Annotated in this window: 14 protein-coding genes; 9 read left to right on the plus strand and 5 right to left on the minus strand. The window is 52.5% G+C overall.

Going from position 1 to position 13,340, the window contains the following annotated elements:
* From modB to SK39_RS25365, 3 genes are all read right to left on the minus strand, one after another.
* The gene (gene modB, locus SK39_RS04070) at nt 1-690 is read right to left on the minus strand and encodes a molybdate ABC transporter permease subunit (RefSeq protein WP_003023032.1); all 690 of its coding nucleotides are present in this window, start codon (nt 688-690) and stop codon (nt 1-3) included.
* Nucleotides 690-1,463: a molybdate ABC transporter substrate-binding protein gene (gene modA / locus SK39_RS04075; protein WP_003023029.1), complete on the minus strand. Its 774-nt coding sequence runs from the start codon at nt 1,461-1,463 to the stop codon at nt 690-692. Before modA ends, modB begins: the two co-directional genes overlap by 1 nt.
* A gap of 199 nt (nt 1,464-1,662) precedes the next feature.
* Nucleotides 1,663-1,812: an AcrZ family multidrug efflux pump-associated protein gene (locus SK39_RS25365; RefSeq protein WP_003023026.1), complete on the minus strand. Its 150-nt coding sequence runs from the start codon at nt 1,810-1,812 to the stop codon at nt 1,663-1,665.
* 130 nt (nt 1,813-1,942) lie between these two features.
* Between SK39_RS25365 and modE the strand changes: the two genes are divergently transcribed.
* From modE to gpmA, 7 genes are all read left to right on the plus strand, one after another.
* Nucleotides 1,943-2,731 (plus strand): molybdenum-dependent transcriptional regulator, encoded by a 789-nt coding sequence (modE, locus tag SK39_RS04085; protein WP_048216687.1) that lies wholly within the window; start codon nt 1,943-1,945, stop codon nt 2,729-2,731.
* A 67-nt stretch (nt 2,732-2,798) separates the two neighbouring features.
* Nucleotides 2,799-4,271: a molybdate ABC transporter ATP-binding protein ModF gene (gene modF / locus SK39_RS04090; protein WP_048216688.1), complete on the plus strand. Its 1,473-nt coding sequence runs from the start codon at nt 2,799-2,801 to the stop codon at nt 4,269-4,271.
* Nucleotides 4,272-4,488: 217 nt separating this feature from the next.
* A complete protein-coding gene (gene galE, locus SK39_RS04095) occupies nt 4,489-5,505 on the plus strand; it encodes a UDP-glucose 4-epimerase GalE (RefSeq protein ID WP_003837100.1) in 1,017 nt (338 codons plus the stop codon).
* A 9-nt stretch (nt 5,506-5,514) separates the two neighbouring features.
* A complete protein-coding gene (gene galT, locus SK39_RS04100; protein ID WP_003837102.1) occupies nt 5,515-6,561 on the plus strand; it encodes a galactose-1-phosphate uridylyltransferase in 1,047 nt (348 codons plus the stop codon).
* Nucleotides 6,562-6,564: 3 nt separating this feature from the next.
* The gene (galK, locus tag SK39_RS04105; protein WP_048216689.1) at nt 6,565-7,713 is read left to right on the plus strand and encodes a galactokinase; all 1,149 of its coding nucleotides are present in this window, start codon (nt 6,565-6,567) and stop codon (nt 7,711-7,713) included.
* A complete protein-coding gene (galM, locus tag SK39_RS04110) occupies nt 7,707-8,747 on the plus strand; it encodes a galactose-1-epimerase (RefSeq protein ID WP_032948869.1) in 1,041 nt (346 codons plus the stop codon). The genes galK and galM overlap by 7 nt, the downstream gene beginning before the upstream one ends.
* A 232-nt stretch (nt 8,748-8,979) precedes the next feature.
* Nucleotides 8,980-9,732, plus strand: a complete 753-nt coding sequence (gpmA, locus tag SK39_RS04115; protein ID WP_003022999.1) for a 2,3-diphosphoglycerate-dependent phosphoglycerate mutase — start codon at nt 8,980-8,982, stop codon at nt 9,730-9,732.
* 67 nt (nt 9,733-9,799) lie between these two features.
* Here gpmA and aroG read toward each other — a convergent pair whose 3' ends face one another.
* Nucleotides 9,800-10,852: a 3-deoxy-7-phosphoheptulonate synthase AroG gene (aroG, locus tag SK39_RS04120; protein WP_003837108.1), complete on the minus strand. Its 1,053-nt coding sequence runs from the start codon at nt 10,850-10,852 to the stop codon at nt 9,800-9,802.
* Between the two features lie 317 nt (nt 10,853-11,169).
* On the opposite strand from aroG, the gene SK39_RS04125 reads away from it, so the two are divergent.
* Both SK39_RS04125 and zitB read left to right on the plus strand, forming a co-directional pair.
* A complete protein-coding gene (locus tag SK39_RS04125; RefSeq protein ID WP_003022994.1) occupies nt 11,170-11,544 on the plus strand; it encodes a YbgS-like family protein in 375 nt (124 codons plus the stop codon).
* Nucleotides 11,545-11,657: 113 nt separating this feature from the next.
* The gene (gene zitB, locus SK39_RS04130; RefSeq protein WP_048216690.1) at nt 11,658-12,599 is read left to right on the plus strand and encodes a CDF family zinc transporter ZitB; all 942 of its coding nucleotides are present in this window, start codon (nt 11,658-11,660) and stop codon (nt 12,597-12,599) included.
* Here the strand turns inward: zitB and pnuC are convergent.
* Nucleotides 12,596-13,315, minus strand: a complete 720-nt coding sequence (gene pnuC, locus SK39_RS04135) for a nicotinamide riboside transporter PnuC (protein ID WP_003022990.1) — start codon at nt 13,313-13,315, stop codon at nt 12,596-12,598. The genes zitB and pnuC overlap by 4 nt on opposite strands.
* Nucleotides 13,316-13,340 lie beyond the last annotated feature (25 nt).

Consider the following 13,340-nt stretch of genomic DNA (forward strand, 5'->3'; position numbering starts at 1 on the left):
TTATCGCCCCGTCCGCTCACGGCTAATACGCGCCAGCCATTCAGAAATCAGCAACGAAATCAGCGCCAACACAATGGAAATGATACATAATCTCGCCGCCGCGCTTTCGCCGCCCGGGGTTTGGATCAGGGTATACATCGCCGAAGGAATGGTGCGGGTTTCGCCAGGAATATTGGAAACAAAGGTAATGGTTGCACCAAATTCCCCAAGGGAACGCGCAAACGCCAGCACCGTACCAACAATAATGCCGGGCAGCATCAGCGGTAACGTAATGGTCATAAAGACGCGCCAGCGTCCGGCTCCCAGCGTGCGGGCCGCCTGCTCCAGCTTGACGTCGACACCTTCCAGCGCCAGACGAATAGCCCGCACCATGAGCGGGAAGGACATCACCGCAGCGGCCAGCACCGCCCCACGCCAGCTAAAGGCAAAAGTGATGCCAAACCAGTCGTACAGCCATTCGCCAATGAATCCGCGCCGTCCCATAGAGACCAACAGCAGATACCCCACCACCACAGGCGGCAGAACCAGCGGCAAATGCAGTACGCTGTCGAGCAGCGCTTTGCCCGGGAACTTGCATCGCACCAGTAGCCAGGCAAAGAAGATCCCAAATGGCAGACTAAACAACACGGCCAGGGAAGAAACTTTCAGGCTCAGTATAACGGCCTGCCATTCAGGATCGGTCAGTATCATTACTTGGTCGTAAATCCATAACGTTTAAAGATTTCAGCAGCCTGCGGTCCTTTCAGGTAATCATAGAACGCGCTAACCGTTGCGTTTTTGTGCCCATCAACAATCGCGATAGGGTATTCCACTTTTTTGTGCGAATCTTCCGGGAAAGTCGCAACAACTTTTACGCCCTTGCTGGCGACGGCATCAGAACCATAGACGATCCCCAGCGGCGCTTCGTTACGCTCTACCAGCGCCAGCGCACCGCGCACATCTTCAGCAGGAGCCAGTTTCGGGGCCAGGGTATCCCATGCCCCCAGTTTTTGCAGCGCTTCTTTGGCATAAATGCCTGCCGGAACATGTTCCGGATCGCCAACAGCCAGGCGCCCACCGTTCAACAGACTGGTCCAGTTGGTTTTGCTGTCGATGGTGAAGTCTTTCTGTGCGCTGGCTTTCGGCGCAACCACCACCAGGCTGTTACCCAACAGCGTTTCACGCGTTGCGGTATCAATCGACTTCTTGTCTACCGCATAGTCCATCCATTTCTGATCGGCAGAAATAAACAGATCGGCCGGTGCACCTGCTTCAATCTGACGCGCCAGTGTGGAAGAAGAAGCAAAAGAGGAGACAACATCAACGTTCTTCTCTTTTTTATATTGCGTTGCAATGTCCTGCATCGCGTTGGTCAGCGAAGCCGCTGCGAAAACGGTAATCTTTCCTTCATCCGCCAGCGCATGTCCGGCAACAGTAAGAGAAAGTGTTGCCCCTGCAAACAAGCGTAACCATGTACGTGCCATCTGTAACTCCTTTGCGTTTCGTTATGTAGGCGCAAATATAACGATTAAACCAGGATTTTCCCAGTGGTTATTGATACCAATTAGAGGTTACACAAAGAAAATATCGGCAGGGAAAGCAGGATCTTGAGAAACTGTAGCGACAGAAAACGAGTAGGAAGGCTAAAAATATAAACGCCCGACTGAGCGGGCGTTTGGGGAATCAATGATTCTGTCTGGACTGGTCTTTCTGACCGATACCGGAGAAAATGTTGAACACTTCACCCAGTCCGTAAATCAGACCCAGAATGATGGCCATTACCACAGGTACCATGATTACGGCGAATACCAGACTTTTCAATAACTCTAACATGGTCAACTCCAGATATAGTCCTTAGTTGTATTCTAACCACATAACGCAGAAAAGCACTCCCCTTTTGTGCGGTCGGCTTTGCTCAGGCACGGTTTTCCGTCACAATACCCTTTTTTGCCAGGAGCTTGTGATGCAGGCCGAAATCCTTCTTACGCTGAAACTTCAGCAAAAACTGTTTGCTGATCCCCGTCGCATTTCTCTGCTTAAGCACATTGCGCTTTCCGGTTCCATCAGTCAGGGCGCGAAGGATGCAGGTATCAGCTACAAAAGCGCCTGGGATGCGATTAACGAAATGAACCAGCTCAGCGAGCAGACGCTGGTTGAACGTGCCACAGGCGGTAAAGGCGGCGGTGGCGCGGTGTTAACGCGCTATGGCCAACGTTTAATCCAGTTATATGATTTACTGGCGCAAATCCAACAAAAAGCTTTTGATGTTTTGAGCGATGACGATGCGCTACCGCTCAACAGCCTGCTGGCAGCTATCTCGCGTTTTTCACTGCAAACCAGCGCCCGTAACCAGTGGTTTGGCACTATTACCGCTCGCGACCACGATCAGGTCCAGCAGCATGTTGACGTCCTGCTGGCCGATGGCGAAACGCGCCTGAAAGTGGCAATCACTGCGCAAAGCGGCGAGCGTCTGGGTCTTGAGGAAGGCAAAGAAGTACTGATTTTGCTGAAAGCGCCGTGGGTGGGAATCACTCAGGACGACGCTATCGCTCAGGCTGCCGATAACCAGTTGCAGGGCACGATTAGCCATATTGAACGCGGTGCGGAACAGTGTGAAGTGCTGATGACGTTGCCAGATGGCCAGACGCTCTGCGCGACGTTGCCGATAGCTCAGACCCACACATTAACTGAAGGCGCTAACGTCACAGCATATTTTAATGCTGATAGAGTGATTATCGCCACGCTGTGCTGAGTTGATTGACATCAGCCCTAAGAACACGTATCCCTGTTATTCATCGCTGCAAATAATGGGATACAAAATGTCATCGTTGCAAATTTCGCAAGGTATGTTTCGTCTTAGCGACACAAAAACGCTCCAGTTAAATGCGTTGACGTTAAACGCGGGTGATAGCTGGGCGTTTGTTGGATCTAATGGTAGCGGGAAATCTGCGCTGGCCCGCGCGCTGGCGGGCGAGTTGCCGCTCCTGAAAGGCGAACGCCGCTGCCAGTTCACACGTATTACCCGACTCTCCTTTGAGCAGCTCCAAAAGCTGGTCAGCGACGAGTGGCAGCGGAACAACACCGACCTTCTTAGTCCCGGTGAAGACGACACAGGGCGCACCACCGCAGAAATCATTCAGGATGAGGTCAACGATCCCGCCCGCTGCGCTGCGCTGGCGCAGCAGTTTGGCATTTCAGCCCTACTCAACAGGCGTTTCAAATACCTTTCCACCGGTGAAACACGCAAAACTCTGCTCTGCCAGGCATTAATGTCCACGCCAGATTTGCTGATCCTTGATGAACCCTTTGACGGGCTGGACGTCGCGTCCCGCCGCCAGTTAGCAGAACTGCTCGATGAGCTACACCAGTCCGGTTTAACGCTGGTACTGGTGCTTAATCGCTTTGATGAAATTCCCGAATTCGTGCAGTTTGCCGGCGTGCTTGCCGATTGCACACTGACGGAAACCGGCGCAAAAATCGACCTTCTGCAACAGGCATTAATCGCTCAACTTGCCCATAGCGAGCGGCTGGAAGGCATCCAGTTACCCGAGCCGGATGAGCCTTCAGTACGCCACACATTGTCAGATAACGAGCCGCGCATTGTGCTTAAAGATGGCACTGTCTCGTATAACGATCGCCCTATCCTGCATCATCTGAGCTGGCGGGTAAATCCGGGGGAACACTGGCAAATCGTCGGCCCCAACGGTGCGGGGAAATCAACCCTGCTCAGTTTAATCACCGGCGATCATCCCCAGGGATATAGCAACGACCTGACCCTGTTTGGCCGACGCCGGGGCAGCGGTGAAACTATCTGGGATATCAAAAAACACATTGGCTATGTCAGCAGCAGCCTGCATTTGGATTACCGGGTAAGTACGACAGTTCGCAACGTTATTCTCTCCGGTTATTTCGATTCAATCGGCATTTATCAGGCCGTCTCCGACAGGCAGCACAAGCTGGTACAACAGTGGCTGGATATTCTTGGCATCGATAAACGTACCGCGGATGCGCCATTTCATAGTCTTTCCTGGGGACAGCAGCGGCTGGCGTTGATTGTTCGTGCTCTGGTGAAACATCCTACATTGCTGATCCTCGATGAACCCTTGCAAGGATTAGATCCGCTCAACCGCCAACTGATCCGTCGGTTTGTGGATGTTCTGATCGGTGAAGGCGAAACTCAGCTTTTGTTCGTCTCTCATCACGCCGAAGATGCCCCGGCCTGCATTACCCATCGGCTAGAGTTTGTACCCGAGGGCGATATCTACGGCTATCGACAAACCTCTCTGCGTTAATTTTCATGCCAGGGCGTTTATCACGCCCTTTTTTCTGCTTTTTTTTCAGACAATCGCTGTAATAACAACCTAACATAATGATTTATAATAAAGTAACTAGCAGCATCGAGTGAAAATCTTGGCGTGTAAACGATTCCACTAATTTATTCCGTGTCACACTTTTCGCATCTTTGTTATGCTATGGTTATTGCATACCATAGGCTTAACGGAGCGAATTATGAGAGTATTGGTTACAGGTGGTAGCGGTTACATTGGAAGCCACACTTGCGTGCAGTTGCTGAAAAACGGTCACGAGGTGGTGATCCTGGATAATCTCTGCAACAGCAAGCGCAGCGTACTGCCCGTCATTGAGCGTTTAGGCGGCAAGCATCCGACCTTCGTGGAAGGAGACATCCGTAACGAAGCGCTGATAACCGAAATTCTGCACGATCATGCCATTGATACGGTCATCCATTTTGCCGGTTTAAAAGCCGTTGGAGAATCCGTTGCCAAGCCGCTGGAGTACTATGACAACAACGTCAACGGCACTCTGCGTCTGGTGAATGCAATGCGCGCAGCCAACGTGAAAAACTTCATTTTCAGCTCCTCCGCGACCGTCTATGGCGATCAGCCGCAAATTCCTTACGTTGAAAGCTTCCCCACCGGCACGCCACAAAGTCCGTACGGCAAAAGCAAGCTGATGGTGGAACAGATCCTGACCGATCTGCAAAAAGCTCAGCCCGACTGGAGCATTGCCCTGCTGCGCTACTTTAACCCTGTTGGCGCTCATCCGTCAGGAGATATGGGGGAAGATCCGCAAGGTATTCCAAACAACCTGATGCCTTACATCGCGCAGGTTGCCGTTGGCCGCCGCGAGTCTCTTGCCATATTTGGCAATGACTACCCTACTGAAGATGGCACCGGCGTACGCGACTACATCCATGTGATGGATCTCGCCGACGGCCACGTTGCCGCCATGGAAAAACTGGCAGGCATTCAGGGTGTGCATATTTATAACCTCGGTGCAGGCATCGGCAGCAGCGTGCTGGACGTGGTCCACGCCTTCAGCAAAGCCTGTGGTAAACCGGTGAATTACCACTTCGCCCCGCGCCGTGAAGGCGATCTTCCGGCCTACTGGGCTGATGCCAGCAAAGCCGATCGCGAGCTCAACTGGCGCGTGACCCGCACATTGGATGAAATGGCACAAGATACCTGGCACTGGCAGTCACGCCACCCACAGGGATATTCGGATTAAGGACCAATCATGACGCAATTCAATCCTGTCGATCATCCACACCGCCGTTTTAACCCGCTCACCGGGCAGTGGATCCTCGTATCACCGCATCGCGCCAAACGCCCGTGGCAAGGGGCGCAGGAAACTCCGTCTAAGCAGGTACTACCTGCACATGACCCGGACTGCTTCCTGTGCGCTGGCAATACGCGCGTTACCGGCGACAAAAACCCGGATTACACCGGGACCTATGTCTTTACCAATGACTTTGCGGCGCTGATGTCCGATACCCCCGACGCGCCGGACAGTCACGATCCGTTGATGCGCTGCCAGAGCGCGCGCGGTACCAGCCGCGTGATTTGCTTCTCACCCGATCACAGCAAAACGTTGCCGGAACTCAGCGTCCCTGCACTGACAGAAATCGTAAAAACGTGGCAGGAGCAGACCGAAGACTTAGGGAAAACCTATCCCTGGGTGCAGGTATTTGAGAATAAAGGCGCAGCGATGGGGTGCTCGAACCCGCACCCACACGGACAAATTTGGGCCAACAGCTTTTTGCCTAACGAAGCCGAACGTGAAGATCGCCTGCAGAAAGCGTACTTCGCCGAACAAGGCGCGCCAATGCTCGTTGATTACGTCCAGAGAGAACTGGCGGACGGCAGTCGTACGGTCGTAGAAACCGAGCACTGGCTGGCGGTTGTGCCTTACTGGGCCGCGTGGCCGTTCGAAACGCTGCTGCTGCCGAAAGCGCATGTGCTGCGTATTACCGATTTGAGCGACGAACAGCGTGCTGACCTGGCGCTGGCGTTGAAAAAACTGACCAGTCGTTACGACAATCTGTTCCAGTGTTCATTCCCCTACTCCATGGGCTGGCACGGCGCACCGTTTAACGGTGAAGAAAACCAACACTGGCAGTTGCATGCACACTTTTATCCGCCGCTGCTGCGTTCCGCGACTGTGCGTAAATTTATGGTCGGATATGAAATGCTGGCAGAAACCCAGCGCGACCTGACGGCAGAACAAGCGGCTGAACGACTGCGTGCGGTCAGCGACATCCATTTTCGCGAATCCGGAGTTTAAATAATGAGTCTGAAAGAAAAAACACAATCTCTGTTTGCAGAAACATTTGGCTACCCTGCCACCCATACTATTCAGGCACCGGGTCGTGTAAACCTGATCGGCGAACATACCGATTATAACGACGGCTTCGTTCTGCCTTGCGCCATCGACTATCAAACCGTTATCAGTTGTGCGGCACGCGACGATCGAAAAGTCCGCGTGATCGCCGCTGATTACGACAATCAGATTGATGAGTTCTCGCTTGATGCGCCGATTATCGCCCACGACAGCCAGCAGTGGTCAAACTACGTGCGTGGCGTAGTGAAACATCTGCAAAAGCGCAATAACACCTTTGGCGGCGCTGATCTGGTGATCAGCGGTAACGTCCCACAGGGCGCGGGGTTAAGTTCTTCTGCCTCGCTGGAAGTCGCTGTGGGTACGGTATTCCAGCAGCTCTATCATCTGCCGCTCGACGGCGCGCAGATTGCCCTGAACGGTCAGGAAGCTGAAAACCAGTTTGTCGGCTGTAACTGCGGCATTATGGATCAGTTGATCTCGGCACTTGGTAAGAAAGATCATGCGCTACTGATCGACTGCCGAACGCTTGGCACCAAAGCAGTTTCTATGCCTGAGGGCGTAGCGGTGGTGATCATCAACAGTAACTTTAAACGTACGCTGGTCGGTAGCGAATACAACACCCGTCGCGAACAGTGTGAAACCGGCGCTCGTTTCTTCCAGCAGCCAGCGCTGCGTGATGTTAACCTAGAAGCGTTTAACGCCGTCGCCCACGAATTGGATCCAATCGTCGCCAAACGCGTTCGCCACGTGATCACGGAAAATGCGCGTACTGTTGAAGCAGCACAGGCGCTGGAAAAAGGCGACCTGCTGCGTATGGGCCAACTGATGGCGGAATCTCACACCTCAATGCGCGATGACTTTGAAATTACCGTGCCGCAAATTGATACGCTGGTTGAGATTGTCAAAGCGACCATTGGCGATAAAGGCGGTGTACGCATGACCGGCGGCGGCTTCGGCGGCTGTATAGTGGCGCTGATCCCGCAAGATTTGGTGCCAGCCGTACAGCAAGCTGTAGCTGAGCAGTACGAAGCAAAAACTGGAATTAAAGAAACATTCTACGTCTGCAAACCTTCTCAAGGAGCCGGACAATGTTAAACGAAATCCCCGTGCAGGCTCCGGACGGTCAGCCGTTTCGCCTGCTCACCCTGCGCAATGACGCAGGGATGGTGGTCACGCTGATGGACTGGGGCGCGACCCTACTCTCTGCGCGTATTCCGCTCAGCGATGGTAGCGTGCGCGAAGCATTACTCGGTTGTGCCAGCCCGGAACAATACCCGGGACAGGCTGCATTTCTGGGGGCCTCGATTGGTCGCTACGCTAACCGTATCGCCAACAGCCGCTATACATTTGCTGGCGAAACCGTTGAATTAATACCAAGTCAGGGCGACAACCAGCTGCACGGCGGGCCGGACGGTTTTGACAAACGTCGCTGGCAGATAGTCAATCAAAATGACCGCCAGGTGCTGTTCGCCTTAACGTCTGACGATGGCGATCAGGGCTTCCCTGGCCATCTTTGCGCTACCGTGCAGTATCGCCTGACTGACGATAATCGTATTTCGATAACCTACCGCGCCACGGTCGATAAGCCCTGCCCGGTGAATCTGACGAATCACGTTTATTTCAACCTCGACGGTGACAAAACGGATGTGCGCCAACACAAGCTGCAAATCCTCGCCGACGAGTACTTGCCGGTTGATGAAATGGGCATCCCGCACGACGGACTGAAATCCGTCGCTGGTAGCACTTTCGATTTCCGTACGCCTAAGATCATCAGCAGTGAATTTCTTGCCGATGACGATCAGCGCAAGGTAAAAGGTTACGATCACGCCTTCCTGCTCCAGGCACAGGGCAATACGCATACGCCGGTCGCTCGACTGTGGTCCCAGGATGAAAAACTGCAGATGGAGGTCTACACCTCCGCCCCGGCATTACAGTTTTATTCCGGGAATTTCCTCGGCGGTACGCCATCCCGTGGTCCTGATGCCTACGCCGACTGGCAAGGTCTGGCACTGGAAAGCGAGTTCCTGCCGGACAGCCCGAACCATCCGGAATGGCCGCAGCCAGACTGCTTCCTGCGTCCTGGCGAAGAGTATGCCAGCGTGACGGAATACCGGTTTATTCCAGCCTAATCGTTCCCCCTCCCAGGCCCGATGACGTAACGTATCGGGCCTGTTGCTTGTTTATCACAGTAGAACCGCTCAAATCCCCACCGTTCAAAGACAAAATCGCAACCTTGAGTTCACAAGAACCTTACACTGTGGCGCTATTTTCGCTATGGTTATGCGTAAGGATTGCCGCTGACGCATTACGGCAATATAATGAGAATTATTATCATTAAATATGATTTATAGGAGTGAGTGTATGGCTGTAACTAAGCTGGTTCTGGTACGTCACGGTGAAAGTCAGTGGAACAACGAGAACCGTTTTACCGGTTGGTATGACGTTGATCTGTCCGAGAAAGGTGTGGGCGAAGCAAAAGCGGCAGGTAAACTGCTGAAAGAGGAAGGCTACAGCTTCGATTTTGCTTATACCTCTGTGCTGAAACGTGCCATTCACACCCTGTGGAACGTACTGGACGAACTGGATCAGGCCTGGCTGCCGGTTGAGAAATCCTGGAAACTGAACGAACGTCATTACGGCGCGCTGCAGGGTCTGAACAAAGCTGAAACCGCTGAAAAATACGGTGACGAGCAGGTTAAGCAATGGCGTCGCGGCTTTGCGGTAACGCCACCGGAACTGACCAAAGATGACGAGCGTTATCCGGGTCATGATCCGCGTTATGCGAAGCTGACCGACAAAGAGTTACCGGTTACCGAAAGCCTGGCGCTGACCATCGATCGCGTTATCCCCTACTGGAACGAAACCATTCTGCCGCGCATGAAAAGCGGTGAGCGTGTGATTATCGCCGCTCACGGTAACTCTCTGCGTGCGCTGGTTAAATACCTGGATAACATGGGCGAAGATGAGATCCTTGAACTGAACATTCCGACCGGCGTACCGCTGGTATATGAGTTCGACGAAAACTTCAAACCGATCAAACACTACTATCTGGGTAACGCTGACGAGATCGCCGCAAAAGCTGCGGCCGTTGCGAACCAGGGTAAAGCGAAGTAATTTCTTCGCGACACATAAAAAAGCGCGGATTATCCGCGCTTTTTTATTTTTCTGGAAGGCTAACGTTTTAACCGCGACGCGCTTTTACCGCATCCGCCAACTGGCGCAGCACCGCATCGGTGTCTTCCCAGCCAATGCAGGCGTCAGTGATGCTCTTACCGTAGGTCAGCGGCTCGCCGCTATCCGGGTTCTGATTACCCTCGACCAGATGGCTTTCGATCATCACGCCAATAATCGCTTTTTCTCCACCAGCGACTTGTCCGCAAACGTCTTTCGCAACATCCATCTGCTTTTTGAACTGCTTACAGGAGTTGGCATGGCTAAAGTCGATCATCACCTGCGCTGAAAGCCCTGCTTTGATCAGACCTTCTTTCACGTCGGCAACGTGCTGAGCGCTGTAGTTAGGTTCTTTGCCGCCGCGCAGAATAATATGGCAATCGCCATTACCACTGGTATTTACGATCGCCGAATGACCCCATTTGGTCACAGACAGGAAGCAGTGTGGCGCCCCTGCTGCGTTGATTGCATCAATCGCAACTTTGATCGTGCCATCGGTACCGTTTTTAAAACCAACCGGGCAAGACAGACCTGATGCCAGCTCGCGGTGTACTTGAGACTCAGTGGTACGAGCCCCAATCGCGCCCCAACTCATCAAGTCGGCGAGGTATTGCGGCGTGATCATATCGAGGAACTCACCCGCAGCCGGCAATCCGCTATCGTTGATATCCAGCAGCAATTTACGTGCAATGCGCAGCCCATCGTTGATTTGGAAGCTGTTGTCCATGTGCGGATCGTTGATAAGCCCTTTCCAGCCGACGGTGGTTCGCGGTTTTTCAAAATAGACGCGCATGACAATTTCAAGCTCGCCTTTTAACTCTTCGCGCAGCGCCAGCAGGCGGGCGGCGTACTCTTTAGCGGCTGCCGGATCATGAATAGAGCACGGCCCAATCACCACTAACAGGCGATCATCGCTTCCTTTCAGAATTTTATGAATCGCTTTACGGGCATGAGCCACCGTGTTTGCGGCATTTTCAGTAGCGGGGAATTTTTCCAGCAATGCGACTGGCGGTAATAACTCGTTGATCTCTTTAATGCGTAAATCGTCGTTCTGATAATTCATGATTATTCCAGCGTTGCCATACTTATATAAATGAATGCAATCCCTCCAATCTATATCTTCAGTCATAAAGTGTAAACGGGGTTTTACACTTTGGACGGATTAATCCTGGAATTGGCCAAAAAAACACAATAAAGTAGCGAAAAACGAGATCCAACCTACAATTTATAACTGTAACAGCTTTAATTTTCATAAATTTCAAGATTCTATGCTGGGTTTAATTTCTCAGGCAAAACTATTAACCACATATTGATGATGTAACTGGCACATGCACTGTTGGAAGACGTTATCCGACATATCGACCATAACAGGAGCATATTATGCATATGACAAAGCTGGCTTCACTCTTTCTTACCGCTACACTCAGCCTCGCCAGCGGCGCGGCGCTGGCTGCTGAAACCAATACGCAGTCCAATAACGGCCAGGCAAATTCCTCGGCGGATGCCGGTCAGGTCGCCCCAGACGCACGCGAAAACGTGGCACCAAATAACGTCGACAACAGTAACGTGAATTCGGGTGGCACAATGCTGCACCCGAACGGTTCATCAATGAACCATGAAGGGATGACCAAAGACGAGATGCACAAGAACACCATGTGTAAGGACGGTCGCTGCCCTGATGTGAATAAGAAGGTTGAGACCGGAAACGGCATTAATAATGATGCCGAGACAAAAACTGATGGCACTACGCAGTAACGCTGAAAATAAAGCTAATAACGGGAGAGCAATAGCTCTCCTTTTTAATTTTATCATCCCAAAAACGGTATGATGGCATACAGTAAAGATGAGAATAACAAAGGGATGGCATAATGACGCACTCGCATACTCATAATTCCTCTGAGCAACCCAAGGACAATAATGCCCGCCGCTTGATGTTTGCATTCTGCATTACAGCCGGATTTATGTTGGTTGAAGTGGTAGGTGGAATACTTTCAGGTTCACTGGCCTTGCTGGCTGATGCCGGGCATATGCTCACTGATGCCGCAGCGCTCCTTTTCGCGCTGCTGGCCGTCCGGTTTTCCCATCGACCGCCCACAATACGACACACCTTCGGCTGGCTGAGGCTCACGACACTGGCCGCGTTTGTTAATGCCATCGCATTGGTCGTGATCACCATTTTAATCGTCTGGGAAGCCATTGAGCGCTTCCATACGCCCCGCCCCGTGGCAGGCGGCATGATGATGGTTATAGCTGTCGCGGGTTTACTCGCCAACGTGCTGGCTTTTTGGGTTCTACACCGCGGCAGTGAGGAGAAAAACCTGAACGTCCGCGCTGCGGCACTACATGTGATGGGCGATTTACTCGGCTCGGTCGGGGCGATCATCGCTGCGCTTATTATTATCTGGACGGGCTGGACGCCTGCGGACCCGATTCTCTCGATTCTGGTTTCCGTGCTGGTACTGCGCAGCGCCTGGCGACTGTTAAAGGATAGCGTTAACGAATTACTGGAAGGTGCCCCGCTGACGCTGGATATTGCCGCACTGCAGCGCCATCTCAGCCGGGATATCCCCGAAGTCCGCAATGTACACCATGTCCATGTCTGGATGGTGGGTGAAAAACCGGTAATGACTCTGCATGTGCAGGTGATCCCGCCGCACGATCATGATGCCCTGCTGGAACGTATTCAGCATTTCCTTATCCATCACTACCAGATTGAACACGCGACGATCCAGATGGAGTATCAGCCGTGCAATGGGCCGGACTGCCACCTGTACCAAGGCGTGTCCGGCCATTCACATCATCACCATTAATGGGACAGCGCGCGGGAACCCCGCTCACGCGCGCTGTTAATCCACATCCTGCTACCATTCAGGGCGATAACCGTCAGGATCATATACTCCAGCGACATGGCATATACGCCTTGTAGGGCGAAAATCACTACGCTTATTACGTTAATGATCACCCACAGCAGCCAGTTTTCGACGTATTTGCGCGTCATCAGGATCATCGCCGCAATCGACAACACCATCATGCAGGAGTCCCAGAACGGGAATGCATCGGGTTGCAACTCAGGCACAACAACCTGTAATCCTAATGCCTGCATAATGTTCACCGCAATGCGGGTCAGGAATGCAAAGACCGGATCGATATAGACCGACATCAGACCGATCGCTACCACGCAAGCCGCCAGCCAGCCGATCGCTTTTGGTAACGGCAGCCAGCGAATTTTCAGTTCCGCTTCATGCTGGTTAGTTTGCCTGGACCAGGCATACCAGCCGTAGATGTTGGCGGCAAAGAAGAAAACTTGCAGCAACAGGCTTGCATAGAGCTGGATCTGAAAGAAGATAATCGCAAACAGCGTGACGTTTATCAGGCCGAAGAAGTAATTGCTTATTTTCTCAAGGCTCGCCAGACCAATACACAGCAACCCGGCGATCGTCCCCACAGCTTCGATCCACGACAGATCGTAACCGCCAGCGCCAATCGGAATATGTACCAGAATGTTCTGCGTGCTAAAAAAGTCCATCTTTTCCCCCAGAGCAAAAAAAATA

Origin of the sequence: Citrobacter sp. BIDMC107 (genome assembly GCF_001037575.1) — a bacterium.
In the GTDB taxonomy this organism is placed as follows: Bacteria; Pseudomonadota; Gammaproteobacteria; order Enterobacterales; family Enterobacteriaceae; genus Citrobacter; species Citrobacter freundii.